The organism is Metabacillus mangrovi (assembly GCF_009711125.1).
GTDB classification, from domain to species: domain Bacteria; phylum Bacillota; class Bacilli; order Bacillales; family Bacillaceae; genus Metabacillus_B; species Metabacillus_B mangrovi.
Window position 1 is genome coordinate 12,989 of record NZ_WMIB01000023.1, and the last position, 24,215, is coordinate 37,203.

At 45.6% G+C, this 24,215-nt stretch carries 36 protein-coding genes; all 36 read right to left on the minus strand.

The window, feature by feature from the left end:
• Positions 1-142: 142 nt before the first annotated feature.
• Positions 143-541 (minus strand): 50S ribosomal protein L17, encoded by a 399-nt coding sequence (gene rplQ, locus GKZ89_RS16980; protein ID WP_155113608.1) that lies wholly within the window; start codon positions 539-541, stop codon positions 143-145.
• A gap of 65 nt (positions 542-606) precedes the next feature.
• Entirely contained in the window at positions 607-1,551 is a 945-nt protein-coding gene (locus GKZ89_RS16985) for a DNA-directed RNA polymerase subunit alpha (RefSeq protein ID WP_155113609.1), read from the minus strand.
• Positions 1,552-1,734: 183 nt separating this feature from the next.
• Positions 1,735-2,127, minus strand: coding sequence for a 30S ribosomal protein S11 (gene rpsK, locus GKZ89_RS16990; RefSeq protein ID WP_155113610.1), 393 nt, complete (start codon positions 2,125-2,127; stop codon positions 1,735-1,737).
• A gap of 21 nt (positions 2,128-2,148) precedes the next feature.
• Positions 2,149-2,514: a 30S ribosomal protein S13 gene (gene rpsM / locus GKZ89_RS16995; protein ID WP_155113611.1), complete on the minus strand. Its 366-nt coding sequence runs from the start codon at positions 2,512-2,514 to the stop codon at positions 2,149-2,151.
• Positions 2,515-2,537: 23 nt separating this feature from the next.
• Positions 2,538-2,651, minus strand: coding sequence for a 50S ribosomal protein L36 (gene rpmJ, locus GKZ89_RS17000; protein ID WP_003156543.1), 114 nt, complete (start codon positions 2,649-2,651; stop codon positions 2,538-2,540).
• A gap of 35 nt (positions 2,652-2,686) precedes the next feature.
• On the minus strand, positions 2,687-2,905 hold the full coding sequence (infA, locus tag GKZ89_RS17005) for a translation initiation factor IF-1 (protein WP_155113612.1): 219 nt from the start codon (positions 2,903-2,905) through the stop codon (positions 2,687-2,689).
• Positions 2,906-3,152: 247 nt separating this feature from the next.
• Positions 3,153-3,899 carry a type I methionyl aminopeptidase gene (gene map, locus GKZ89_RS17010; protein WP_155113613.1) on the minus strand — a complete coding sequence of 249 codons (747 nt, stop codon included), beginning with the start codon at positions 3,897-3,899 and terminating at the stop codon, positions 3,153-3,155.
• Positions 3,896-4,549, minus strand: a complete 654-nt coding sequence (locus GKZ89_RS17015) for an adenylate kinase (protein WP_155113614.1) — start codon at positions 4,547-4,549, stop codon at positions 3,896-3,898. Before GKZ89_RS17015 ends, map begins: the two co-directional genes overlap by 4 nt.
• A 57-nt stretch (positions 4,550-4,606) precedes the next feature.
• Positions 4,607-5,908: a preprotein translocase subunit SecY gene (gene secY, locus GKZ89_RS17020; protein WP_155113615.1), complete on the minus strand. Its 1,302-nt coding sequence runs from the start codon at positions 5,906-5,908 to the stop codon at positions 4,607-4,609.
• On the minus strand, positions 5,908-6,348 hold the full coding sequence (gene rplO / locus GKZ89_RS17025; protein ID WP_155113616.1) for a 50S ribosomal protein L15: 441 nt from the start codon (positions 6,346-6,348) through the stop codon (positions 5,908-5,910). Before rplO ends, secY begins: the two co-directional genes overlap by 1 nt.
• Positions 6,349-6,381: 33 nt before the next feature.
• The gene (gene rpmD, locus GKZ89_RS17030) at positions 6,382-6,564 is read right to left on the minus strand and encodes a 50S ribosomal protein L30 (RefSeq protein WP_155113617.1); all 183 of its coding nucleotides are present in this window, start codon (positions 6,562-6,564) and stop codon (positions 6,382-6,384) included.
• 13 nt (positions 6,565-6,577) lie between these two features.
• Complete coding sequence (gene rpsE / locus GKZ89_RS17035) at positions 6,578-7,078, minus strand: 30S ribosomal protein S5 (protein WP_155113618.1); 501 nt, start codon at positions 7,076-7,078, stop codon at positions 6,578-6,580.
• Positions 7,079-7,101: 23 nt separating this feature from the next.
• Positions 7,102-7,464 (minus strand): 50S ribosomal protein L18, encoded by a 363-nt coding sequence (gene rplR / locus GKZ89_RS17040; protein WP_035406832.1) that lies wholly within the window; start codon positions 7,462-7,464, stop codon positions 7,102-7,104.
• A gap of 33 nt (positions 7,465-7,497) precedes the next feature.
• Positions 7,498-8,034, minus strand: coding sequence for a 50S ribosomal protein L6 (gene rplF, locus GKZ89_RS17045; RefSeq protein ID WP_155113619.1), 537 nt, complete (start codon positions 8,032-8,034; stop codon positions 7,498-7,500).
• 28 nt (positions 8,035-8,062) lie between these two features.
• Positions 8,063-8,461, minus strand: a complete 399-nt coding sequence (rpsH, locus tag GKZ89_RS17050) for a 30S ribosomal protein S8 (RefSeq protein ID WP_155113620.1) — start codon at positions 8,459-8,461, stop codon at positions 8,063-8,065.
• A gap of 31 nt (positions 8,462-8,492) precedes the next feature.
• The gene (locus tag GKZ89_RS17055; protein ID WP_082883739.1) at positions 8,493-8,678 is read right to left on the minus strand and encodes a type Z 30S ribosomal protein S14; all 186 of its coding nucleotides are present in this window, start codon (positions 8,676-8,678) and stop codon (positions 8,493-8,495) included.
• Positions 8,679-8,698: 20 nt separating this feature from the next.
• Entirely contained in the window at positions 8,699-9,238 is a 540-nt protein-coding gene (gene rplE / locus GKZ89_RS17060; RefSeq protein WP_155113621.1) for a 50S ribosomal protein L5, read from the minus strand.
• Positions 9,239-9,263: 25 nt separating this feature from the next.
• A complete protein-coding gene (rplX, locus tag GKZ89_RS17065) occupies positions 9,264-9,575 on the minus strand; it encodes a 50S ribosomal protein L24 (protein ID WP_155113622.1) in 312 nt (103 codons plus the stop codon).
• A 38-nt stretch (positions 9,576-9,613) separates the two neighbouring features.
• The gene (rplN, locus tag GKZ89_RS17070) at positions 9,614-9,982 is read right to left on the minus strand and encodes a 50S ribosomal protein L14 (protein WP_035406818.1); all 369 of its coding nucleotides are present in this window, start codon (positions 9,980-9,982) and stop codon (positions 9,614-9,616) included.
• Positions 9,983-10,022: 40 nt separating this feature from the next.
• A complete protein-coding gene (rpsQ, locus tag GKZ89_RS17075; RefSeq protein WP_155113623.1) occupies positions 10,023-10,286 on the minus strand; it encodes a 30S ribosomal protein S17 in 264 nt (87 codons plus the stop codon).
• A 21-nt stretch (positions 10,287-10,307) separates the two neighbouring features.
• Positions 10,308-10,511 carry a 50S ribosomal protein L29 gene (rpmC, locus tag GKZ89_RS17080; RefSeq protein WP_155113624.1) on the minus strand — a complete coding sequence of 68 codons (204 nt, stop codon included), beginning with the start codon at positions 10,509-10,511 and terminating at the stop codon, positions 10,308-10,310.
• Positions 10,501-10,935, minus strand: coding sequence for a 50S ribosomal protein L16 (gene rplP / locus GKZ89_RS17085; RefSeq protein WP_035406810.1), 435 nt, complete (start codon positions 10,933-10,935; stop codon positions 10,501-10,503). Before rplP ends, rpmC begins: the two co-directional genes overlap by 11 nt.
• Before the next feature lies 1 nt (position 10,936).
• The gene (rpsC, locus tag GKZ89_RS17090) at positions 10,937-11,593 is read right to left on the minus strand and encodes a 30S ribosomal protein S3 (RefSeq protein WP_162357022.1); all 657 of its coding nucleotides are present in this window, start codon (positions 11,591-11,593) and stop codon (positions 10,937-10,939) included.
• 3 nt (positions 11,594-11,596) lie between these two features.
• A complete protein-coding gene (rplV, locus tag GKZ89_RS17095; protein WP_155113625.1) occupies positions 11,597-11,938 on the minus strand; it encodes a 50S ribosomal protein L22 in 342 nt (113 codons plus the stop codon).
• 17 nt (positions 11,939-11,955) lie between these two features.
• Positions 11,956-12,234, minus strand: a complete 279-nt coding sequence (rpsS, locus tag GKZ89_RS17100; RefSeq protein ID WP_035406800.1) for a 30S ribosomal protein S19 — start codon at positions 12,232-12,234, stop codon at positions 11,956-11,958.
• A 57-nt stretch (positions 12,235-12,291) separates the two neighbouring features.
• The gene (gene rplB, locus GKZ89_RS17105) at positions 12,292-13,122 is read right to left on the minus strand and encodes a 50S ribosomal protein L2 (protein WP_155113626.1); all 831 of its coding nucleotides are present in this window, start codon (positions 13,120-13,122) and stop codon (positions 12,292-12,294) included.
• 29 nt (positions 13,123-13,151) lie between these two features.
• A complete protein-coding gene (rplW, locus tag GKZ89_RS17110; protein WP_155113627.1) occupies positions 13,152-13,439 on the minus strand; it encodes a 50S ribosomal protein L23 in 288 nt (95 codons plus the stop codon).
• Positions 13,439-14,062: a 50S ribosomal protein L4 gene (gene rplD / locus GKZ89_RS17115; protein ID WP_155113628.1), complete on the minus strand. Its 624-nt coding sequence runs from the start codon at positions 14,060-14,062 to the stop codon at positions 13,439-13,441. Before rplD ends, rplW begins: the two co-directional genes overlap by 1 nt.
• A gap of 27 nt (positions 14,063-14,089) precedes the next feature.
• The gene (rplC, locus tag GKZ89_RS17120) at positions 14,090-14,719 is read right to left on the minus strand and encodes a 50S ribosomal protein L3 (RefSeq protein WP_155113629.1); all 630 of its coding nucleotides are present in this window, start codon (positions 14,717-14,719) and stop codon (positions 14,090-14,092) included.
• Between the two features lie 39 nt (positions 14,720-14,758).
• Complete coding sequence (gene rpsJ / locus GKZ89_RS17125) at positions 14,759-15,067, minus strand: 30S ribosomal protein S10 (RefSeq protein WP_029282834.1); 309 nt, start codon at positions 15,065-15,067, stop codon at positions 14,759-14,761.
• Between the two features lie 561 nt (positions 15,068-15,628).
• A complete protein-coding gene (tuf, locus tag GKZ89_RS17130; RefSeq protein WP_155113630.1) occupies positions 15,629-16,819 on the minus strand; it encodes an elongation factor Tu in 1,191 nt (396 codons plus the stop codon).
• A gap of 113 nt (positions 16,820-16,932) precedes the next feature.
• Entirely contained in the window at positions 16,933-19,011 is a 2,079-nt protein-coding gene (gene fusA, locus GKZ89_RS17135) for an elongation factor G (RefSeq protein ID WP_155113631.1), read from the minus strand.
• Positions 19,012-19,064: 53 nt separating this feature from the next.
• Positions 19,065-19,535 carry a 30S ribosomal protein S7 gene (gene rpsG, locus GKZ89_RS17140; RefSeq protein ID WP_155113632.1) on the minus strand — a complete coding sequence of 157 codons (471 nt, stop codon included), beginning with the start codon at positions 19,533-19,535 and terminating at the stop codon, positions 19,065-19,067.
• A gap of 44 nt (positions 19,536-19,579) precedes the next feature.
• Complete coding sequence (rpsL, locus tag GKZ89_RS17145; RefSeq protein ID WP_155113633.1) at positions 19,580-20,002, minus strand: 30S ribosomal protein S12; 423 nt, start codon at positions 20,000-20,002, stop codon at positions 19,580-19,582.
• A 105-nt stretch (positions 20,003-20,107) separates the two neighbouring features.
• Positions 20,108-20,356, minus strand: coding sequence for a 50S ribosomal protein L7ae-like protein (locus GKZ89_RS17150; protein ID WP_155113634.1), 249 nt, complete (start codon positions 20,354-20,356; stop codon positions 20,108-20,110).
• A 117-nt stretch (positions 20,357-20,473) separates the two neighbouring features.
• The gene (gene rpoC, locus GKZ89_RS17155) at positions 20,474-24,073 is read right to left on the minus strand and encodes a DNA-directed RNA polymerase subunit beta' (protein WP_155113635.1); all 3,600 of its coding nucleotides are present in this window, start codon (positions 24,071-24,073) and stop codon (positions 20,474-20,476) included.
• Positions 24,074-24,215 lie beyond the last annotated feature (142 nt).

Below are 24,215 nucleotides of genomic sequence, written 5' to 3' on the forward strand. Positions count from 1 at the left end.
TCTGCCCGCCATAGTCTCAGTCGTATTCGGCTCCTTACAGCGTCTCCGCTGTCTATCCGCCTATGAAGCCTCATAATGCCAGAAAGGCTTCCTTGTAAAAAAGGGCAAATCAGCTTAAAGCTGTCCCGCCCTCTTTACATTCTTACACAAGCTCAATGATAACCATTGGAGCTCCGTCTCCGCGGCGCGGTCCAAGTTTCATGATACGAGTGTATCCGCCTTGGCGCTCGCCGTAACGGCCTGCGATATCAGTGAAAAGTTTTTCCAAAGCATATTTCGCTTTTTGTTTTTCTTTTCCGTTTTTATCTTCTCCAACTGTAACCATTTCAGCTACTTCATTACGAACGAATGCTGCAGCTTGACGGCGTGCGTGAAGATCTCCGCGTTTTCCTAGAGTAATCATTTTATCTACAACAGAACGCAATTCTTTTGCACGAGCTTCAGTCGTCTCGATGCGCTCGTTGATGATAAGATCAGTAGCCAGGTCACGAAGTAGTGCTTTACGTTGTGAGCTAGTGCGGCCCAATTTTCTGTATGACATGTGATGTCCCCTCCTTTGAATAGGCTTTGCGTGCGGAAAACACACAAAATGCTGGAAAGAGTGAATCAGTCGTCTTTACGAAGACCTAATCCGAGTTCTTCCAATTTTGCTTTTACTTCTTCAAGAGATTTACGTCCAAGGTTGCGGACCTTCATCATATCTTCTTCGGTCTTGTTCGCAAGTTCCTGAACCGTATTAATGCCAGCACGTTTCAAACAGTTGTATGAACGCACGGAGAGATCCAATTCTTCAATCGTCATCTCTAATACTTTCTCTTTTTGATCTTCTTCTTTTTCAACCATAATCTCTGCATTTTGGGCTTCATCGGTCAAGCCAACAAAAATGTTCAGATGTTCAGTCAAAATTTTGGCACCAAGGGCAACTGCCTCTTTAGGTCCATTGCTTCCGTCTGTCCAAACGTCAAGCGTTAGCTTATCAAAGTTCGCCACTTGTCCTACGCGGGTATTTTCAACCTGATAAGAAACACGGGAAACTGGTGTATAGATCGAATCGATCGGGATGACTCCGATTGGCTGATCCTCGCGCTTGTTCGCATCAGCAGGAGTGTATCCGCGGCCTCTTCTTGCTGTTAATCTCATTCGAAGTGTAGAATCTTTCGCCAGTGTTGCGATATGAAGATCAGGGTTAAGGATTTCAATATCACTGTCATGCGTAATATCTGCTGCCGTAACAGCACCTTCTCCTTGAATATCAATCTCAAGCGTTTTTTCTTCTTCTGAATAGATTTTAAGAGCAAGCTTCTTAACGTTTAAGATTATGGATGTAACATCTTCTACGACGCCTTCAATCGTCGAAAATTCATGCAGGACACCGTCAATCTGGATCGATGTTACAGCAGCACCAGGGAGAGAAGATAATAGAATACGACGTAAGGAGTTACCCAAAGTAGTACCATATCCGCGCTCGAGTGGTTCGACGACGAATTTGCCGTACTTGGCATCTTCGCTGATTTCAACCGTTTCGATTTTTGGTTTTTCAATCTCAATCATTCAATAAAACCCTCCTTCAAAACGTCGAAACCCCGGTTAAAGATCAAGTTACCCGGATCTAACCGAAATTCCCCATTATAATGTCCCGATTGTGCACATGCGCAGAATTGGGAAATTCTGCTCTCAATTATATACTGTATCATAACCCATTATAGACAGGGATACGAAATCTATACAGAAAATTTACACGCGACGACGTTTTGGCGGGCGGCAGCCATTATGAGGAACTGGAGTAACATCTCTGATTGCTGTTACTTCAAGACCAGCAGCTTGAAGAGCACGAATGGCAGCTTCACGGCCGGCACCAGGTCCTTTAACTGTAACTTCCAGTGTTTTAAGGCCATGCTCAATGGAAGTTTTTGCTGCAGTTTCAGCAGCCATTTGCGCTGCAAATGGAGTAGATTTACGGGAACCTCTAAATCCAAGTGCACCTGCGCTTGACCAAGATACTGCGTTACCGTGAGTATCCGTGATCGTAACGATTGTGTTGTTGAAAGTGGAACGGATATGCGCGATTCCAGCTTCAATATTCTTTTTCACGCGGCGTTTGCGTGTTTGTTGTTTACGTTGAGCCATAGTGTGTTAACCTCCTTTACCTTATTTCTTTTTGTTCGCAACAGTACGGCGCGGGCCTTTACGTGTGCGGGCATTGTTTTTCGTGTTTTGTCCGCGGACAGGCAAGCCACGACGGTGACGAAGACCACGGAAGCTTCCGATTTCGATAAGACGCTTGATGTTAAGAGAGATTTCGCGGCGAAGATCTCCTTCAACTTTCAGCTTGTCAATTACTTCACGGATTTTTCCAAGTTCTTCTTCAGTAAGATCGCGTACACGTGTGTCTTCAGAAACTCCTGCTTCTGCAAGAATCTTTTGAGCAGTAGTACGGCCAATCCCGAAAATGTAAGTCAATGAAATTACTACGCGTTTTTCGCGTGGAACATCTACACCAGCAATACGAGCCATTTGTCAGTGCACCTCCTTATGTTTTATCCTTGTTTTTGTTTATGCTTTGGATTCTCACAAATAACCATGACTTTTCCTTTTCTGCGAATAACTTTACATTTTTCGCAAATCGGTTTCACGGACGGTCTAACCTTCATGTGTTTTCCAACCTCCTTGATAGTTCGGAGTGCTTTTATTTGAAACGGTACGTGATTCTTCCGCGGGTCAAATCATACGGAGATAATTCTACCGTAACTTTGTCTCCAGGTAAAATACGGATGAAGTGCATGCGGATTTTGCCTGAGACATGCGCCAAAATAGTATGACCGTTCTCAAGTTCTACTTTAAACATTGCATTAGGCAGCGTCTCTTGAACGGTACCTTCAACTTCAATTACATCGTCTTTAGCCATTAAGTTGTTTTCTCCCTTCTTCAAATCAGCAATCTGCCAGACCGGCAAATTCCATATAGCGGAAAGCTATATTCCTGTATTCACTGCTCTGAACTTCCGGAGATACGCAATTAAAGAACTTAAAGTGGTGGATGTGTTCTGGGGAGAATGAAACGTCCGTTTGTCTCCATCTTCCACTATAACGAGACTCAAACTTCCGGAGTTCTGCATCCGTCTGCAGTCTGTTAAAGCGTCATCGTCTTTTGCTTTAAGCTTTAGTCAGGATCTCATAACCGGTTTCCGTGATTGCAATCGTATGTTCAAAGTGAGCACACATTTTGCGATCCACCGTCACGACCGTCCAGTTATCCTGAAGCGTCCGTACGTAACGTGTACCGGCGTTGACCATCGGTTCAATAGCCAGAACCATGCCGGGTTTCAGCCTGGGGCCTTTCCCTGGCGGTCCAAAGTGCGGGATTTGCGGATCTTCGTGAAGCTCCTGCCCTACACCGTGCCCAACATATTCTCTGACGATTGAAAATCCTTCACCCTCAGCATAGAGCTGGATAGCATGGGAGATGTTCGAAAGACGCTCTCCCGGCTTGGCTTCATTCAGCCCTCTATATAAAGACTCTTCTGTAACGTCCAGCAGCTTTTGCGTTTCTTCCGAAATGGCGCCTACCGGATATGTCCAGGCTGAGTCACCGTGATAGCCATTATACTTCGCACCGATATCGATGCTGATAATGTCTCCTTCATTCAGCACACGGTCTCCCGGTATGCCATGAACGAGCTCTTCGTTGACAGAAGCACAGATGCTTCCGCGGAATCCATTATACCCTTTGAAGGAAGGAATTGCATCATACGCGCGTATAAACTTCTCGGCAATACTATCCAATTCTTTCGTTGTAATACCGGGCTGGACATGTTTTTTCATTTCCTGATGGGTCAGTGCAACGATCCGGCCAGCTTCCTTCATGATTTCAATCTCACGAGGAGTCTTGCATATGATCATTCAGCTGAACCTCCAAGCAGGTTTTTGATATCAGCAAATACTTTGTTAATATCCTGCTGCCCGTCGATCTCTCTTACATAGCCTTTATGGCTGTAGAAATCAAGAAGGGGCTTGCTTTGTTTGACGTTCACTTCAAGGCGGTTTGAAACCGTCTCTTCGTTATCGTCAGCTCTCTGGTACAGCTCTCCGCCGCACTTGTCGCATACTCCCTCTTCTGCAGGTGGATTAAAGACAAGGTGGTAGGTAGCTCCGCAGTTTTTGCAAATGCGGCGTCCGGTTAAACGCTCCATGAGAATGCTTTTGTCCACATTGATGCTAATTACGTGGTCAAGTTTTTTGCCAAGATCCGAGAGAATGCTTTCCAGTGCCTCGGCCTGTGCTACAGTCCGGGGAAAGCCGTCAAGAAGGAAACCTTTTTCACAATCAGCCTTGCCCAATCTTTCGCGGACAATACCAATCGTGACTTCATCGGGTACAAGTTCGCCTTTATCAATAAAAGACTTGGCCTGCAAACCGAGTTCAGTTTCATCTTTCATTGCTGCACGGAACATATCTCCGGTTGAGATATGAGGGATATGATATTCCTCTGTGATTTGTTCTGCCTGTGTACCTTTTCCGGCACCGGGCAGACCCATTAATACTAGATTCATCCGATTTCCCCCTCAGTCTCTATATAAAGGGAATGGGCGCAGCTGCGTCCCATTACCTTACTGTTTAATAAAGCCTTTGTAGTGACGCTTCACAAGCTGGCTCTCCAGCTGTTTCATCGTCTCAAGCGCAACCCCGATCACGATCAGCAAGCTCGTTCCGCCAATCTGTGCGGATTGCGGAAGCCCTGCAAAAGCGATAAAGAGAGTAGGAAGAGTAGCGATGATAGCAAGGAAGATCGCGCCAACAAATGTCAGGCGGTACAAAACCTTTGTTAAATATTCCTGAGTGCTTTTTCCCGGACGAATCCCCGGAACATAGCCGCCCTGCTTTTTAAGATTATCCGCCATCTGCTCAGGATTAACCTGAACGAACGCATAGAAATACGTGAAAGCGATAATTAAAGCAACATAGATGGTCGCTCCGATCGGGTGAGTCGTTGTGAGATTGGTTGTAATCCAGTTCGTCACATTATTTTCCCCGAAGAAATTAGCAATCGTCGGCGGTGTGATCAAAAAGGAAACCGCGAAGATGACAGGAATTACGCCAGCCGGGTTCACTTTCAGAGGCAGGTGAGTGGATTGCCCTCCACCTTGCGGCCCTGATCCTGATGCCCGTTTAGCATATTGAATCGGAATTTTGCGAAGTGCCTGCTGAACATAGATGGTTCCAACGATAATCGCAAGAACAGCAACGACGAGCAGAAGCACAATCACGATACGCAAGAACAGCTGGTCTCCTGCGTCAGTAAACAACTGAGCATAAATCTGGTTCAGTGTCGTCGGAATCGCAGCAACAATTCCGGCGAAAATGATGATGGAAATACCGTTTCCTACACCCTTAGCCGTAATCTGCTCACCTAGCCACATTAAGAAAGCAGTTCCTGCTGTAAGGACAACTGCAATCAGGAGATAAGTGGCGACTCCAGGGTTTTCAATCAGCTGTCCGCCAGTCAGATTGTTAAATCCGATTGACATTCCGATTGCCTGGATGAAGCCTAAAACAATCGTGAAATATCTCGTAAATTGAGCCAATTTACGTCTTCCAACTTCACCCTGCTTAGACCATTCCGTAAACTTCGGTACAACGTCCATCTGGAGAAGCTGAACAATAATGGATGCGGTGATGTACGGCATAATTCCCATTGCAAGAATGGAATAATTAAACAGTGCCCCTCCGCCAAATGTGTTCAAAACTCCGAAAACGCTCATCTGCTGATCCTGAGCAGCCAGCACTTCCGTGTTGACGCCAGGGACAGGGATGAAAGTTCCGATACGGAATACAATAAGCATTAATAGGGTGAAAATAATTTTATTTCTTATGTCACCCACGCGCATGAAATTGGAGATTGTCTTAAACATTAGATCACCTCAGCTGAACCGCCGGCAGCTTCGATTGCTTCTTTAGCGGAAGTTGAGAATTTGTTCGCTTTAACAGTGAGCTTTTTCTCAATTTTGCCTTCGCCAAGAATCTTCACGCCAGCTTTAGTGCTGCTAAGCACGCCAGTTTCAAGAAGAAGTTCAGGAGTTACTTCTGTACCTTCTTCGAAACGGTTCAATCTTTCAAGGTTCACAACTGCATATTCTTTACGGTTGATATTCTTGAATCCGCGTTTAGGCAAACGTCTGAATAGTGGAGTTTGACCACCCTCGAATCCAGGACGAACACCTCCGCCAGAACGGGCATTTTGACCTTTATGACCTTTACCAGCTGTTTTTCCGTTTCCAGATCCGATACCACGGCCAACGCGGTTGCGCTCGCTGCGGGATCCTTCAGCAGGTTTTAATTCATGAAGTTTCATCAGGACACCTCCTTATTTTTCGAACAACTGTTATTATTGTTCTTTTACTGTAATCAAGTGAGATACTTTATTGATCATTCCGCGGATTGCTGCGTTGTCTTCGTGAACAACGGTTTGGTGCATTTTGCGGAGTCCAAGTGTTTTAACGGTTACGCGCTGGTTTTCAGGACGGCCGATAACACTGCGAGTAAGGGTGATTGCTAATTTGTTTGCCATTATCTTTCCCCCCTTATCCTAACAGTTCTTCTACAGATTTTCCACGAAGCTTAGCAACTTGCTCTGCTTTCTTAAGCTGCTTCAAACCTTCAAGAGTTGCACGAACCATATTGATTGGTGTGTTTGAACCAAGGGATTTAGATAGGATGTCACCTACACCTGCAAGTTCAAGCACTGCACGAACCGGTCCGCCGGCAATTACTCCGGTACCTTCTGAGGCTGGCTTCAAAAGAATGTTTCCAGCACCGAATTGTCCGATCACTTGGTGTGGAATAGTTGTACCAACCATAGGTACAGTTACAAGATTCTTTTTCGCATCTTCGATTGCTTTACGGATCGCTTCAGGTACCTCTTGCGCTTTACCTGTACCGAATCCAACACGGCCATTCTTGTCGCCTACAACAACAAGTGCAGCAAAACGGAAGCGGCGACCACCTTTAACAACCTTCGCAACGCGGTTAACGGTAACTACACGTTCTTCAAACTCTGATTTAACTGAGTCATTACGACGCATACTGTGTTTCCCTCCTTTTCCGATTAAAATTCAAGTCCAGCTTCGCGGGCAGCGTCAGCAAGAGCTTTGATACGACCATGGTACAGGTATCCTCCACGATCAAATACGATTGATTTATGACCTTTGTCAACAGCACGTTTTGCAACAAGCTCTCCAACTTTTTGAGCTGCTTCAAGATTTGCAGTAGAATCCAGGTTCAAATCTTTTTCCATGGAAGAAGCACTAACGATTGTTACACCGTTCGTATCATCGATCAATTGAGCATAAATGTGTTTATTGGAACGGAATACGTTCAGACGAGGTCTCTCAGCTGTTCCGAAAAGTTTCGCACGTACACGGGCATGTCTTCTTTTACGCACAGAATTTTTGCTAGCTTTTGTGATCATCAGGGTCACTCCTTTCTTAGCAATTAAGCGGCATTACTTCGCAGTTTTACCTTCTTTACGGCGAACGAATTCACCTTCATAGCGAACTCCTTTGCCTTTGTAAGGCTCAGGCGGGCGAGTCGCACGGATGTTGGAAGCAATTGCTCCAACGCGCTCTTTATCCGTACCTTTAACGATGATTTTCGTTTGGGAAGGCACTTCGATTTCGATTCCCTGTTCTGGTGTAATCTCAACTGGGTGAGAGTAGCCAACGTTCAGGATCAGTTTGTTTCCGGATTTAGAAGCACGGTAACCTACACCAACTAGTTCCAATCCTTTTTCGAAGCCTTTGGAAACACCTTCAACCATGTTTCCAAGAAGACTGCGGGTTGTACCGTGAAGAGCACGGTGATCTTTATGATCGGAAGGACGTGATACAGTTAAAATGTTTTCCTCGATGGAAATCGTAATGTCCGGGTGGAATGTACGAGTCAATTCACCTTTAGGACCTTTAACCGTAACCGTGTTCTCGTTCATTTTGATTGTAACATCAGATGGAATCTCAAGCAGTTTTTTACCGACACGAGACATAATTTACACCTCCATTCTTTTTAACGTATTACCAAACGTATGCTAGTACTTCTCCGCCAGCTTGTTTAGCGCGGGCTTCTTTGTCAGTGATGACACCTTGAGAAGTTGAGATAATTGCGATTCCAAGACCGTTAAGTACACGAGGTACTTCAGTAGCTTTCGCATATACACGAAGTCCAGGTTTGCTGATTCGTTTCAGTCCAGTGATAACGCGTTCGTTGTTGGATCCGTATTTTAGGAAAATGCGGATGACACCTTGTTTGTTGTCCTCAACGTATTCAACGTCACGGATGAAACCTTCGCGCTTCAGGATTTCAGCGATTTCTTTTTTGATTTTGGAAGCAGGAACTTCCAGTTTTTCATGACGTACCATATTCGCATTACGGATGCGAGTAAGCAAATCTGCAATCGGATCTGTCATAACCATTGTTAAATAACCTCCTTCCCGTTATGGGGTATTACCAGCTAGCTTTCTTAACGCCAGGAATTTGACCTTTATAAGCAAGTTCACGGAAACAAATACGGCAAAGTTTAAATTTGCGGATTACGGAATGCGGACGACCGCATCTTTCGCAGCGAGTATAAGCTTGAACATTAAACTTTGGAGAGCGTTTTTGTTTCGCAATCATAGATTTTTTTGCCACGATTTCGCCTCCCTTTACGATTATTTTTGGAACGGCATTCCAAACTGAGTAAGCAGTTCACGAGCTTCTTCGTCAGTATTAGCAGTTGTAACGATAACGATATCCATACCGCGAACCTTAGTAACTTGATCGTAATCAATCTCAGGGAAGATCAGCTGTTCTTTAACACCAAGTGTGTAGTTGCCGCGTCCATCAAATGCTTTTTTGGAAACACCGCGGAAGTCGCGTACACGTGGCAGTGAAACAGAAACCAATTTATCCAGGAATTCGTACATGCGCTCGCCGCGAAGAGTTACTTTCGCACCGATCGGCATACCTTCACGAAGACGGAAACCGGCGATTGATTTTTTAGCACGAGTGATAACCGGCTTTTGACCAGCGATGGCAGTCAGCTCTTCAACAGCGTTGTCAAGAGACTTCGTGTTGGCTACTGCGTCACCTACACCCATGTTAATAACGATTTTTTCAAGTTTAGGAACTTGCATTACGGATTTATAGCTGAACTTGCTCATTAGAGCAGGTGTCATTTCTTTAACGAATTTTTCTTTAAGGCGGTTCATAGGATAGACCTCCCTTCCTTAGTTACTATTTATCTAGAGATTCACCAGATTTTTTTGCAATACGCACTCTCTTGCCGTCAACGATCTTCGAACCGACACGAGTAGGTTCTCCGCTCTTAGGGTCGATCAGCATTACGTTGGATACATGGATTGGCGCCTCTTGGCTCACGATTCCGCCTTGAGTGTTTGTTTGTGTAGGTTTAGAGTGTTTCTTCACAACGTTCACACCTTCTACCAGCACACGGTCTTTCTTAGGGTAAGCTTCAAGCACTTTTCCTTGCTTGCCTTTATCCTTACCAGAGATAACCATTACATTATCACCTTTTTTAACATGCATCTTGTCCGCACCTCCTTAGTAAGGCAATCAATTTTAAATTAAAGTACTTCTGGAGCCAGGGAAACAATCTTCATGAAGTTGTTTTCACGCAGCTCACGTGCAACAGGTCCGAAAATACGAGTACCGCGCGGGCTCTTATCATCACGGATGATTACACAAGCATTTTCATCGAAACGAATGTAAGATCCGTCAGTACGGCGCGCTCCGCTCTTTGTACGAACGATAACCGCCTTAACTACGTCACCTTTTTTAACAACGCCTCCTGGTGTTGCTTGTTTAACCGTACACACGATTACATCACCAATGTTAGCTGTCTTACGTCCGGATCCGCCAAGAACTTTAATGGTAAGTACTTCACGTGCTCCAGAGTTGTCAGCAACTTTCAAGCGAGATTCTTGTTGAATCATTCACGTTACCTCCCTTCGGAATTAACTATCCGAACATTTATTAGATAATAACAGCTTCTTCAACGATTTCTACAAGACGGAAACGTTTAGTCGCAGATTGCGGACGAGTTTCCATGATTCTTACGATATCGCCGATTTTAGCTTGATTTTCTTCATCATGCGCTTTTAACTTCTTAGAGTACTTGACGCGTTTGCCGTATAGAGAATGAGTTTTGTAAGTTTCAACTAGTACTGTGATCGTTTTGTCCATTTTGTCGGATACAACACGTCCAGTGTATACCTTACGTTGGTTGCGTTCACTCATTTTGCAAACCTCCTCTCAGGTTTATCGATTATTAGCAGCGATCTCTCTCTCACGAATTACAGTCTTCATACGGGCGATGGCTTTGCGCACTTCACGGATGCGTGCAGTGTTCTCAAGCTGGCCTGTAGCAAGCTGGAAACGAAGATTGAAAAGCTCTTCTTTAAGGGATTTTACTTTTTGTTCGATTTCGGCAGTGGTTAGGTCACGGATATCATTAGCTTTCATTTGATTCACCACCAATTTCCTCGCGTTTTACGAATTTCGTTTTAATTGGCAATTTGTGAGACGCAAGACGCAGGGCTTCGCGAGCAACTTCTTCAGATACACCCGCAATCTCAAACAAAACTTTACCAGGTTTCACAACAGCTACCCATCCTTCAGGAGCACCTTTACCGGAACCCATTCGGACTTCTAGAGGCTTAGCAGTGTATGGTTTGGAAGGGAAAATTTTGATCCATACTTTACCGCCACGCTTCATGTAACGAGTCATCGCAATACGAGCTGCCTCGATCTGGCGGTTTGTGATCCAAGATGCTTCCAGAGCTTGAATGCCGTATTCACCAAAGTGTACTTCCGCACCGCCTTTTGCACGTCCGCGCATTTTTCCGCGATGCTCTCTGCGATACTTAACACGTTTAGGCAATAACATATTATTTTCCTCCTTCCTCGGATTTCTTCTTAACAGGAAGAACTTCTCCACGGTAGATCCATACTTTGACACCTAGTTTGCCGTAAGTAGTATCTGCTTCAGCTGTACCGTAATCGATGTCAGCACGAAGTGTGTGAAGCGGAACAGTTCCTTCGCTGTAATGTTCAGAACGAGCGATATCAGCGCCGCCAAGACGTCCGGATACCATTGTTTTAATTCCCTGTGCTCCAGCGCGCATAGTACGTTGAAGTGCCTGCTTTTGTGCACGGCGGAAAGAAATACGGTTTTCCAGCTGGCGAGCGATGTTGTCTGCTACTAGTTTCGCATCAAGATCAGCTCTTTTGATTTCAAGAATGTTGATGTGCACGCGTTTACCAGTAAGTGAGTTAAGAGCTTTACGAAGTGCTTCAACTTCAGTACCGCCTTTACCGATAACCATTCCTGGTTTAGCAGTATGGATAGTAACGTTGATGCGGTTCGCAGCGCGCTCGATTTCCACTTTGGAAACAGATGCGTCATTCAGGCGTTTGTTGATGTATTCACGAACTTTTAAATCTTCGTGTAAAAGATCAGCGTAGTCTTTGCCAGCGTACCATTTAGATTCCCAATCACGAATCACTCCGATACGCAGACCGACTGGATTTACCTTTTGACCCACAGCTTATCCCTCCTTCTTTTCTGATACGATGATAGTGATGTGGCTTGTGCGCTTGTTGATTGCACTTGCGCGTCCCATTGCACGGGGGCGGAATCTTTTCAAAGTTGGACCTTCGTCAACGAAGCCTTCAGAGATAACAAGGCTGTTAATGTCCATTTCATAGTTATGCTCAGCGTTTGCAACTGCGGAGTTTAGTACTTTTTCGATAATTGGAGAAGCTGCCTTCGGAGTGTGACGAAGGATTGCAACTGCTTCACCGATTTGCTTTCCTCGAATCAAGTCCATTACCAAACGTGCTTTACGAGGAGCAATACGAACTGTTCTAGCGACAGCTTTAGCTTGCATTTAAATGCCTCCTCTCATTAGCGTCTTGTTTTTTTGTCATCGTTACCGTGGCCTTTATAAGTACGGGAAGGTGCGAATTCACCAAGTTTGTGGCCAACCATATCTTCCGTAACATATACAGGAACGTGTTTGCGTCCATCATATACAGCAATCGTGTGACCGATGAATTGAGGGAAAATTGTAGAACGGCGAGACCAAGTTTTAATAACCTGCTTCTTTTCAGTTTCATTCAATTTCTCCACTTTAACCATCAAGTGATCATCAACGAAAGGTCCTTTTTTCAAGCTGCGACCCATGCGAGTACCTCCCTTCGTGAATGCGCTACGGTTCGGAGGAACCGTAGTTCAGTCACGTTATTTTTTACGACGACGTACGATAAATTTATCGGATTTGTTTGTTTTCTTACGTGTTTTAGCACCAAGAGTCGGTTTCCCCCATGGAGACATAGGTGATTTACGACCGATAGGTGAACGACCTTCACCACCACCGTGCGGGTGATCGTTCGGGTTCATTACAGATCCGCGGACTGTTGGGCGTTTGCCTAACCAGCGGGAACGTCCAGCTTTACCAATGTTGATCAGCTCATGTTGCTCGTTGCCGACTTGGCCGACTGTAGCGCGGCAAGTTGCAAGAATCATACGAACCTCACCGGAATTCAAGCGAACCAGTACGTATTTGCCCTCTTTACCAAGAACCTGCGCAGAAGTACCTGCGGAACGTACAAGCTGACCGCCTTTTCCAGGCTTCAGTTCGATGTTGTGTACAACTGTACCAACCGGGATGTTTTGAAGTGGAAGAGCATTTCCTACTTTAATGTCAGCTTCTGTACCTGACATAATCTCCAACCCAACTTTCAGGTTTTTAGGAGCAAGGATATATCTCTTTTCTCCATCTGCGTAATGAATCAACGCAATGTTTGCAGAGCGGTTTGGATCGTACTCGATTGTAGCAACGCGTCCAGGTATACCATCTTTGTCGCGTTTAAAGTCGATGATCCGGTATTGGCGCTTATGGCCACCGCCATGATGACGAACCGTAATTTTACCTTGGTTGTTGCGTCCAGCTTTTTTGCTGAGCGGCGCAAGCAAGGATTTTTCCGGCTTATCAGTAGTGATTTCTGCAAAATCAGATACTGTCATACCACGACGACCGTTGGAGGTCGGTTTGTATTTTTTAATCGCCATCTCTTTTCCCTCCTTCTCTTATATAGTTATTAAACTTCAAAAAGTTCGATTTCTTTAGATTCAGCAGTCAATGTAACGATTGCTTTTCTTCTGCGATTAGTTAGTCCGCTGTAACGGCCAACACGTCTGAATTTACCTTTGTAATTCATTACGTTGACTTTCGCTACTTTCACACCGAAAATCGCTTCAATGGCATCTTTGACTTCCGTTTTGTTAGCTCTTACGTCTACTTCAAACGTGTACTTTCTGTCAGCCATAATGTCAGTGGAGTTTTCAGTGATCACGGGGCGCTTAATAATATCACGAGGATCTTTCATTATGCAAGCACCTCCTCTACTTTTTGCACCGCAGCTTTCGTCATTACCAGCTTATCGTGGTTCAGTACATCAAGAACGTTGATACCATCAGCTGCAACAACAGTGATCCCCTGGATGTTACGTGAAGAAAGTGCAACCTTCTCGTTTACATCAGCAGTTACGATCAATGCTTTTTTCTCAACAGAGATAGCTTTCAGGATAGAAGCCATTTCTCTTGTTTTTACAGCATCCAGTGTCAAATCTTCAAGAACAACAAAGCTGCTGTCTTGTACTTTAGAAGATAAAGCTGATTTGATAGCCAGACGGCGTACTTTTTTAGGTAATTTGTAAGCATAAGAACGTGGTGCCGGTCCAAAAACGGTACCGCCTCCGCGCCATTGCGGTGAACGGATGGATCCTTGACGTGCACGGCCTGTTCCTTTTTGGCGCCAAGGCTTGCGTCCTCCGCCGCGTACTTCAGAACGGGTTTTTACTTTTACAGTTCCTTGTCTCATAGACGCTCTTTGCATAACAACCGCTTCGAAAAGAACAGCCTGGTTTGGTTCGATTCCGAATACTGCATCATTCAGTTCGATTTCACCAGCGTTCGATCCGCTTTGGTTTAACATAGTAACTTTTGGCATAATCCATTTCCTCCTTTCCCGGAAAAGTTATTTAGATTTTACTGCGGATTTAACAGTAACTAGGGATTTTCTTGCACCCGGTACATTTCCTTTGATCAATAGAAGGTTGCGTTCTGCATCCACTCTTACGATTTCAAGGTTTTGAACAGTTGTGCGCTCTCCGCCCATGCGTCCTGGGAGAAGTTTGTTTTTGAATACGCGGTTAGGTGCTACTGGACCCATTGAACCTGGGCGACGGTGGTAGCGTGAACCGTGGGACATAGGTCCGCGGGATTGTCCGTGGCGTTTAATGGAGCCTTGGAATCCTTTACCTTTTGATGTACCTGTTACATCTACTGTATCTCCAGCGGAGAATACTTCTACTTTGACTTCCTGACCAACTTCGTAGTCTGCTGCGCTAACTCCACGAAATTCCTTAATGAAGCGCTTAGGCGCAGTGTTTGCTTTAGCAACGTGACCTTTTGCCGGTTTGTTCACAAGCTTTTCACGTTTGTCGTCAAAACCAACCTGAACTGCCTCGTATCCGTCAACTTCCATCGTTTTCACTTGTAGAACTACGTTTGGAGCAGCTTCTACAACTGTAACTGGGATAAGGTCGCCGTTCTCAGCAAATACTTGCGTCATACCGATTTTTCTACCTAAGATTCCTTTGGTCATTCGTCACACCTCCTAATTTTTCTTCTATATTAATGTAGATTAAAGTTTGATTTCGATGTCAACGCCGGACGGCAGGTCAAGACGCATAAGCGCATCAACAGTTTGCGGTGTCGGGTTGATGATATCAATCAGACGTTTGTGAGTACGCATCTCGAATTGCTCACGAGAATCTTTGTACTTGTGCACCGCACGGAGAATCGTGTAAATAGATTTCTCAGTCGGAAGCGGGATCGGGCCAGATACGTTAGCACCTGAACGTTTCGCAGTTTCCACAATTTTCTCAGCGGACTGATCCAGAATTCTGTGATCATATGCTTTCAAACGGATACGGATTTTTTGTTTTGCCATTATTTTCCCTCCTTTTCGCCTACTTAATATAGACAGTTCTCAGTGAGAATTTCCCTCACACACTCGCCATGGCAAAGCGGCCGGGTGTGTCAGCAACCTCTCACATCATCGCAGTCAAAGACCAACATTCACTATTATATAAAAAATCCGTGTCTGTTGCAAGAAGAAATCTAAATTTCTTCATCTTTTACGCACCTCAAATATTATAACTTTTTTTAGGCGGAAATTCAAGAGGCGTTCAGGATTTTCCCGGCGCCTCAAAAACTTCTTAAAAACAACAGGAGTCATGCCTTACCATTTTCAGGCGCATTAAAAAAACTTCAGCGGCTTATAAGACAATGGACACCATCCTTGCTCCTGCTGTACTCATTTTTTCCCAGAACAAAAAACAGGTGGCACTTCACGGAATGACATCAGCTGCATGGAGAACGCGCCGGCAAACTGAACATCACTTTCTGTCGGTCTTCCTGCTCAGCAGGTCTTCAGCAGCCGGTTCAGCTTTCATGATTTTTTGCATAAAAAAAGACGGGCGATAAAATCGCCCGTCTTTTCTTCATTCAATTATTCTTGGATAGAAGCTACTACTCCAGCGCCTACAGTACGTCCACCCTCACGGATAGAGAATTTAGTACCTTCTTCGATCGCGATTGGAGCGATTAGTTCTACTGACATTTCGATGTTATCGCCAGGCATAACCATTTCTACACCATCAGGAAGGTTGCAGATACCAGTTACGTCAGTTGTACGGAAGTAGAACTGAGGACGGTAGTTCGTGAAGAATGGAGTGTGACGTCCACCCTCTTCTTTAGAAAGAACGTAAACCTCAGCTTTGAACTTTGTGTGTGGAGTGATTGTTCCTGGCTTAGCAAGAACTTGTCCACGTTGGATGTCTTCACGTGCTACGCCGCGAAGAAGTGCTCCAATGTTGTCTCCAGCTTCAGCATAGTCAAGAAGCTTACGGAACATTTCAACACCTGTAACAGTAGTTGATTTTGGCTCTTCAGCAAGACCGATGATTTCAATAACGTCACCGACTTTAACTTGTCCACGCTCAACACGTCCAGTTGCAACAGTTCCACGACCAGTGATTGAGAATACATCCTCAACTGGCATCATGAATGGTTTCTCAGTGTCACGCTCTGGAGTTGGGATGTATTCGTCAACTGCGTTCATCAGTTCAACGATTTTCTCTTCCCACTCAGCATCTCCTTCAAGAGCTTTAAGAGCAGAACCTTTGATTACTGGAAGGTCGTCGCCAGGGAAATCGTACTCTGTAAGAAGATCACGCACTTCCATTTCAACTAGTTCAAGCAATTCTTCGTCGTCAACCATGTCGCATTTGTTCATGAATACAACAAGGTAAGGTACACCTACTTGACGGGAAAGAAGGATGTGCTCACGAGTTTGTGGCATTGGACCGTCAGCAGCTGATACTACAAGGATACCGCCGTCCATTTGAGCAGCACCAGTGATCATGTTTTTAACATAGTCAGCATGTCCTGGGCAGTCAACGTGCGCATAGTGGCGAGTTTCAGTTTCGTACTCAACGTGTGCAGTTGAGATTGTGATTCCGCGCTCGCGCTCTTCCGGAGCAGCATCGATCATATCATAAGCCATTGCTGCGCCTTTACCGCTGCGCTTAGCAAGTACAGTTGTGATAGCAGCTGTTAGAGTTGTTTTACCATGGTCAACGTGTCCAATTGTACCAATATTGGCATGTGTCTTGGAACGGTCGAATTTTTCTTTACCCATTCGAAATGCCTCCTTAGAATATTGAGTTAGTTATATTGTTTCAGAAAGGCAGGAGTAAGCCTGCCCTCTGAGCTTACATAAGTAGTTATACTTGAATAAAGGGGTAAAATCAATTACTGGCCTTTATTTTTTTTGATGATTTCCTCTGAAATGGATTTAGGAACTTCTTCGTAGTGATCGAAGTGCATGGAGAATACTCCGCGTCCCTGAGTGTTGGAACGCAACGCAGTTGCATACCCGAACATTTCAGAAAGTGGAACCATCGCACGGACAACTTGAGCGTTACCGCGTGCATCCATACCTTCAACGCGTCCACGGCGTGAAGTTACATCACCCATGATGTCTCCCATGTACTCATCCGGGATAACAACTTCAACCTTCATTACAGGCTCAAGGATAACCGGTGAACATTTGGAAACAGCGTTTCTCAGAGCAAGGGATGCTGCTACTTTAAATGCCATCTCACTGGAGTCGACATCATGGTAAGAACCATCTACAAGAGCAGCTTTTACATCGATTAGCGGATATCCTGCAAGGACACCGTTTTTCATTGAATCCTCTAGACCGGCTTGAACAGCTGGCACGTATTCACGAGGAACAACACCACCGACGATTTTGTTTTGGAACTCAAAGCCTTTTCCTTCTTCGTTTGGCTCGAACTCGATCCAAACGTGTCCGAATTGACCGCGTCCACCAGATTGGCGGGCAAACTTTCCTTCTACTTTAGCAGCAGCACGGAATGTTTCACGGTACGCAACTTGAGGAGCTCCAACGTTTGCTTCTACCTTGAATTCGCGGCGCATACGGTCAACGATGATATCAAGGTGAAGCTCACCCATACCGGAGATGATGGTTTGTCCAGTCTCTGGATCAGTGTGGGCACGGAAAGTCGGATCTTCTTCAGAAAGCTTAGTCAGCGCTGTAGACATTTTGTCCTGGTCAGCTTTTGATTTAGGCTCAACTGATAGAGAGATAACCGGCTCAGGGAATTCCATGGACTCCAAGATTACAAGGCTCTTTTCATCACATAGAGTATCTCCTGTTGTTGTATCTTTCAATCCTACTGCAGCAGCGATATCGCCGGAGTATACAGTAGAGATCTCTTCACGGGAGTTCGCGTGCATCTGCAGGATACGTCCTACACGCTCACGCTTGCCCTTCGTGGAGTTTTGTACATAAGACCCAGAGTTAAGCACTCCAGAGTACACACGGAAGAAAGTAAGCTTTCCTACGTATGGATCTGTCATAACTTTGAACGCTAGAGCTGCGAACGGCTCATCGTCACTGGACTTACGAAGAACTTCCTCATCAGAATCCGGAAGAATTCCTTTGATGGCAGGTACATCAGTTGGTGCCGGAAGGTATTCAAGTACAGCATCCAGCATCAATTGAACACCTTTGTTTTTGAAAGCAGATCCGCAAATAACAGGGTAGAATTCAACGTCGCAAGTACCTTTACGGATTGCAGCTTTGATTTCATCAACCGTCAGCTCTTCACCGTCAAGATATTTCATCATTAATTCTTCATCAAGCTCTGCAACTGCTTCAATCAGCTTGCTGCGCCATTCTTCAGCAAGTTCTTGATAATCTTCAGGAATTTCTTTTGCTTCGGAACGGGTTCCCAAGTCATCTTCGTAGAAGTATGCAACGTTTTCTACAAGATCGATAATTCCTTCAAATTGGTCTTCAGCACCGATTGGCAGCTGAATTGGATGTGCATTAGCCTGAAGGCGGTCATGCATCGTTTTTACGGAGTAAAGGAAATCCGCACCGATTTTATCCATTTTATTTACGAATACTACACGAGGCACTCCGTATGTTGTAGCCTGGCGCCAAACTGTTTCAGTCTGAGGCTCAACTCCGGATTGTGCATCAAGTACAGCTACGGCACCATCAAGTACACGCAGGGAACGTTCAACTTCAACAGTGAAGTCTACGTGTCCCGGTGTATCGATGATGTTAACACGGTACCCTTTCCATGATGCAGTTGTAGCTGCAGATGTAATCGTGATTCCGCGCTCCTGCTCCTGCTCCATCCAGTCCATTTGTGAAGCTCCTTCATGAGTTTCACCAATTTTATGGATACGGCCAGTGTAGAACAAGATCCGCTCTGTTGTTGTCGTTTTACCAGCATCGATGTGAGCCATGATTCCGATATTACGCGTGTTTTCTAAGGAGAACTCTCTTGCCATCTTAGTAACTTCTCCTTCCTATTAAGAGGATTAGTGGGTTTTTTAAATCGATCTTACCAGCGGTAGTGAGCAAACGCTTTGTTCGCTTCTGCCATTTTGTGCGTGTCTTCGCGCTTCTTAACAGCTGCACCAGTATTGTTGGCTGCGTCAAGAATTTCGTTGGCAAGACGCTCTTCCATGGTTTTTTCACCGCGGAGACGAGCGTAATTTACCAACCAGCGAAGTCCAAGTGTAGTACGGCGGTCTGGACGCACCTCTACTGGTACTTGGTAGTTTGCTCCACCTACACGGCGGGCTTTAACTTCAAGAACTGGCATGATGTTCTTCAGTGCTTGTTCAAACACTTCCATTGGCTCTTTACCGCTGCGCTCCTTGATTGTCTCAAGTGCAGAATAAAGAATGGTTTGTGCTTTTCCTCTTTTACCATCAACCATGATGCGGTTTACCAAACGAGTGATCAGCTTGGAATTGTAAATCGGATCTGGCAATACGTCTCTTTTTGTAACAGGACCTTTACGAGGCATGTTTTTTCCTCCTTTCACGAAGAGTGATTCTATTGTTTTTTACATTATTTTTTTGGAGCTTTAGGGCGTTTTGTTCCGTATTTGGAACGTCCTTGCATACGTCCGTCAACACCGGCAGTGTCAAGCGCACCGCGTACGATGTGATAACGTACTCCCGGTAAATCTTTTACACGTCCGCCGCGGATCAGGACAACACTGTGCTCTTGAAGGTTGTGTCCGATACCAGGAATGTAAGCTGTAACCTCGATTTGGTTAGTCAGACGTACACGGGCATATTTACGAAGCGCGGAGTTCGGCTTCTTCGGAGTCATTGTACCAACACGTGTGCATACACCGCGTTTTTGAGGTGAAGATACATTCGTGTGCTCTTTTTTGAAGCTGTTGTATCCTTTGTTCAATGCAGGAGACTTGGATTTTTCAACCTTGCTTACGCGTCCCTTGCGAACTAGCTGATTAATAGTAGGCATGATTTTTCCTCCCTTCTCAATTTCTAAACCCACACATCCAGGTGGTTCATATTTGGGCAAAAACAAAGTCTTTACTTGAATAGTCAGGTAAAAACACGTTTGTTTTTATTGGGTAATGGCTACGGCTGCGGCTCCAACTTCAATCCCGCATGCTTTTCCAAGCTTTTTCATCGAATCTACTGCAGTAACAGGCACATGCTTATCCTTTGCCATCTGAGCAACGGCAGATGTTATTGCCGGATCGGCATCCTCTGCTATGAGCAGTTCTTTAACGGAACCTTGCTGAAGGGCCTTCAGCGTTTGCTTTGTACCAACGATAATATTTGCTGCCTGTGATACTTTTTCATAAGACATTGAAGTATATCCTCCAAAGCAACAGGTAGAATCGAGCACCTTGAATATCTTAACATTGGATAAGATGGATGTCAACACGGTTTCTTAAAGAAAACCGGCTGACATCCAACCTCCATATTAATCTACTGTCACAGTATCCGGGCTTGACTGAACCTGGGAGACCGGCTGCACCTTGCGGTAGCGGTTCATACCTGTTCCGGCAGGAACAAGTTTACCGATAATAACATTCTCCTTCAGTCCAAGAAGCTCGTCACGTTTTCCTTTGATTGCAGCGTCTGTCAGGACACGGGTTGTCTCCTGGAAGGATGCTGCGGACAGGAAGGAATCTGTTTCAAGGGATGCTTTTGTGATCCCGAGAAGAACCGGGCGGCCTGTAGCAGGACGCTTACCTTCAATAAGAACTTTTTGATTCGCGTCCGTAAACTGATGGATGTCGAGAAGAGTTCCCGGCAGCACATCTGTATTTCCGGCATCAATGACACGGATCTTACGGAGCATTTGACGGACCATAACCTCTACGTGCTTATCGCCGATTTCTACCCCTTGCATACGGTATACTTTCTGAACTTCACGAAGCAGGTATTCCTGTACGGCCTGTGTATCCTTGACTTTTAACAGTTCCTTCGGATCGATGGAACCTTCTGTCAGTTCCTGGCCGCGGACTACGGTATCGCCTTCTGCCACCTTCACGCGCGCATTGTAAGGAGCTGTGTAAGTGCGGGTTTCAACTTCGCCCTTAATGATAATCTCCTGCTGTCTTTCACGGACTTCATTTACTTCTGTTATAACACCGTCAATCTCAGAGATTGTCGCCTGGCCTTTAGGATTACGCGCTTCGAAAAGCTCCTGGATACGAGGCAAACCTTGAGTGATATCATCTCCGGCAACTCCTCCGGTATGGAACGTACGCATAGTAAGCTGTGTTCCAGGTTCACCAATGGATTGTGCTGCGATGATTCCAACTGCTTCTCCGACTTCAACATCCGTACCGGTTGCAAGGTTGCGTCCGTAGCATTTTTTACATACTCCGTGACGGGTGTTGCACGTAAATGCAGAACGGATCCAGACAGATTCGATGCCTGACTCTACAATCTGCAGTGCGAGATCTTCTGTAATGAGTTCGTTTTCTCCTACAATAATATCGCCTGATTCCGGGTGCAGGATATTTCTGCGGGCAAAACGTCCGATCAGACGCTCTTCCAGCTTTTCAATGATTTCTGAGCCTTCTCTGATTGATTCAATCAGAAGGCCACGATCAGTTCCACAGTCGTCATCACGGATAATGACATCCTGTGCAACATCTACAAGACGGCGTGTCAGGTAGCCTGAGTCAGCTGTTTTCAGTGCGGTATCGGCAAGACCTTTACGCGCACCGTGGGTGGAGATAAAGTATTCCAATACGGTCAGACCTTCACGGAAGCTGGACTTGATCGGAAGCTCGATGATCCGTCCGGCCGGGTTGGCCATCAGTCCGCGCATTCCGGCAAGCTGTGTAAAGTTTGATGCGTTACCACGGGCTCCGGAGTCACTCATCATGAAGATCGGGTTGCTCGTATCAAGAGTTTTCATCAGTTTGCCCTGAATCGTATCTTTCGCTGCGCTCCACACAGAGATTACACGCTCATAGCGCTCCTCTTCTGTAATCAAACCGCGGCGGAACTGCTTCAGTACGTTATCAACCTTCGCCTGCGCTTCAGTCAGGATTTCCTGCTTTTCACGCAATACGACGATATCTGCCACACCAACCGTAATACCGGCTTTAGTGGAGTATCTGAATCCAAGATCCTTTAGACGGTCCAGCATTTTGGATGTCTCAGTGATTTGGAATTTCTTAAAGATTTCTGCGATGATGCTTCCAAGAATTCCTTTTTTGAAAGGAGAAACCAATTCCTGTTTAGCGATGTATTCTTTCACGTCCTCATGAGGATCCATGAAGTACTTCTCAGGTGTCTTTTCTTCAATGTTCCCTTTGGTAGGCTCATTCATATACGGGAATGACGCCGGAAGGATTTCATTGAAGATCAGCTTTCCTACTGTAGTAAGGAGCAGCTGTTTATTTTGCTTTTCTGTAAAGCTTTGATTGTTCAGGGATGATGCTGCTACTCCGATACGGGTGTGCAGGTGCACATATCCGTTCTGATAGGCGATAAGAGCTTCATTTGTGTCTTTGAAGATCATACCTTCTCCGACAGCTCCCTGACGTTCCATCGTCAGATAGTAGTTTCCAAGCACCATATCCTGTGATGGTGTAACAACCGGTTTTCCATCCTTAGGATTCAGGATGTTCTGGGCTGCCAGCATCAAGATGCGTGCCTCTGCCTGAGCTTCGGCGGAAAGCGGTACGTGTACCGCCATCTGGTCACCGTCAAAGTCAGCGTTGTACGCTGTACAAACGAGCGGATGCAGACGGATGGCGCGTCCCTCAACAAGTGTCGGTTCGAACGCCTGGATTCCGAGTCTGTGAAGAGTCGGTGCACGGTTCAGCAGAACCGGATGCTCCCTGATAACAGATTCGAGAACGTCCCATACTTCCGGCTGAACACGTTCAATTTTACGCTTCGCACTCTTAATGTTGTGGGCAAGGCCTTTTTCAACAAGCTCTTTCATGACAAAAGGCTTGAACAGTTCAAGTGCCATTTCCTTTGGAAGTCCGCATTGGTACATCTTCAGGTTCGGTCCTACGACGATAACGGAACGGCCTGAGTAGTCAACACGTTTACCAAGAAGGTTTTGACGGAAGCGCCCCTGCTTCCCTTTCAGCATATGGGAGAGGGATTTCAGCGGACGGTTACCAGGACCTGTTACAGGTCTGCCGCGGCGTCCGTTATCGATTAGCGCATCTACTGCTTCCTGAAGCATACGCTTTTCGTTCTGAACGATAATGCTTGGCGCTCCAAGATCAAGAAGGCGTTTCAAACGGTTGTTCCGGTTGATTACCCGGCGGTACAGGTCGTTCAGGTCAGATGTGGCAAAACGGCCTCCATCAAGCTGAACCATCGGACGAAGCTCCGGAGGAATTACAGGCAGAACATCAAGGATCATCCAAGACGGATTATTCCCGGAACCACGGAAGGCTTCTAGCACTTCAAGGCGTTTGATTGCACGTGTACGGCGCTGGCCCTGTGCTGTCTTCAGTTCCTCTTTAAGCTGTTCTACATCTTTATCGGGATCAATATCCATCAGGAGTTTCTTAATGGCTTCTGCTCCCATGGATGCCTGGAATGTGCTGCCGTACTTATCACGGTATGCACGGTACTCTTTCTCAGAAAGAAGCTGTTTCTTTTCAAGGGGAGTATCTCCTGTGTCAGTCACTACGTAAGAAGCAAAATAGATGACTTCTTCCAGTGCACGGGGGGACATGTCAAGCACAAGGCCCATACGGCTCGGAATGCCTTTGAAATACCAAATGTGGGAAACAGGAGCAGCAAGCTCGATGTGTCCCATGCGTTCACGGCGGACTTTGGCACGGGTTACTTCAACTCCGCATCGGTCACAGACTACACCTTTATAGCGGACACGTTTGTACTTTCCGCAATGGCACTCCCAGTCCTTTTGAGGTCCGAAAATACGTTCGCAGAACAAACCGTCTTTCTCAGGCTTCAGTGTACGGTAGTTGATGGTTTCCGGCTTTTTAACCTCTCCGAAAGACCAGGAACGGATTTTATCAGGTGATGCAAGTCCGATGTTCATATACTCAAAATTATTAACATCTAGCAAGGGGCCTACCTCCCTTTTCATCTTCAGGTTATACCCTTATATCCTAAAGATCGATTCATTGTCATTCAATCAAAACTAAAGGCTTCAGCATCCGCCTCATCAGTAGAGAACCGGACGCTAAAGCCCGGTTCTTGAACCTTGA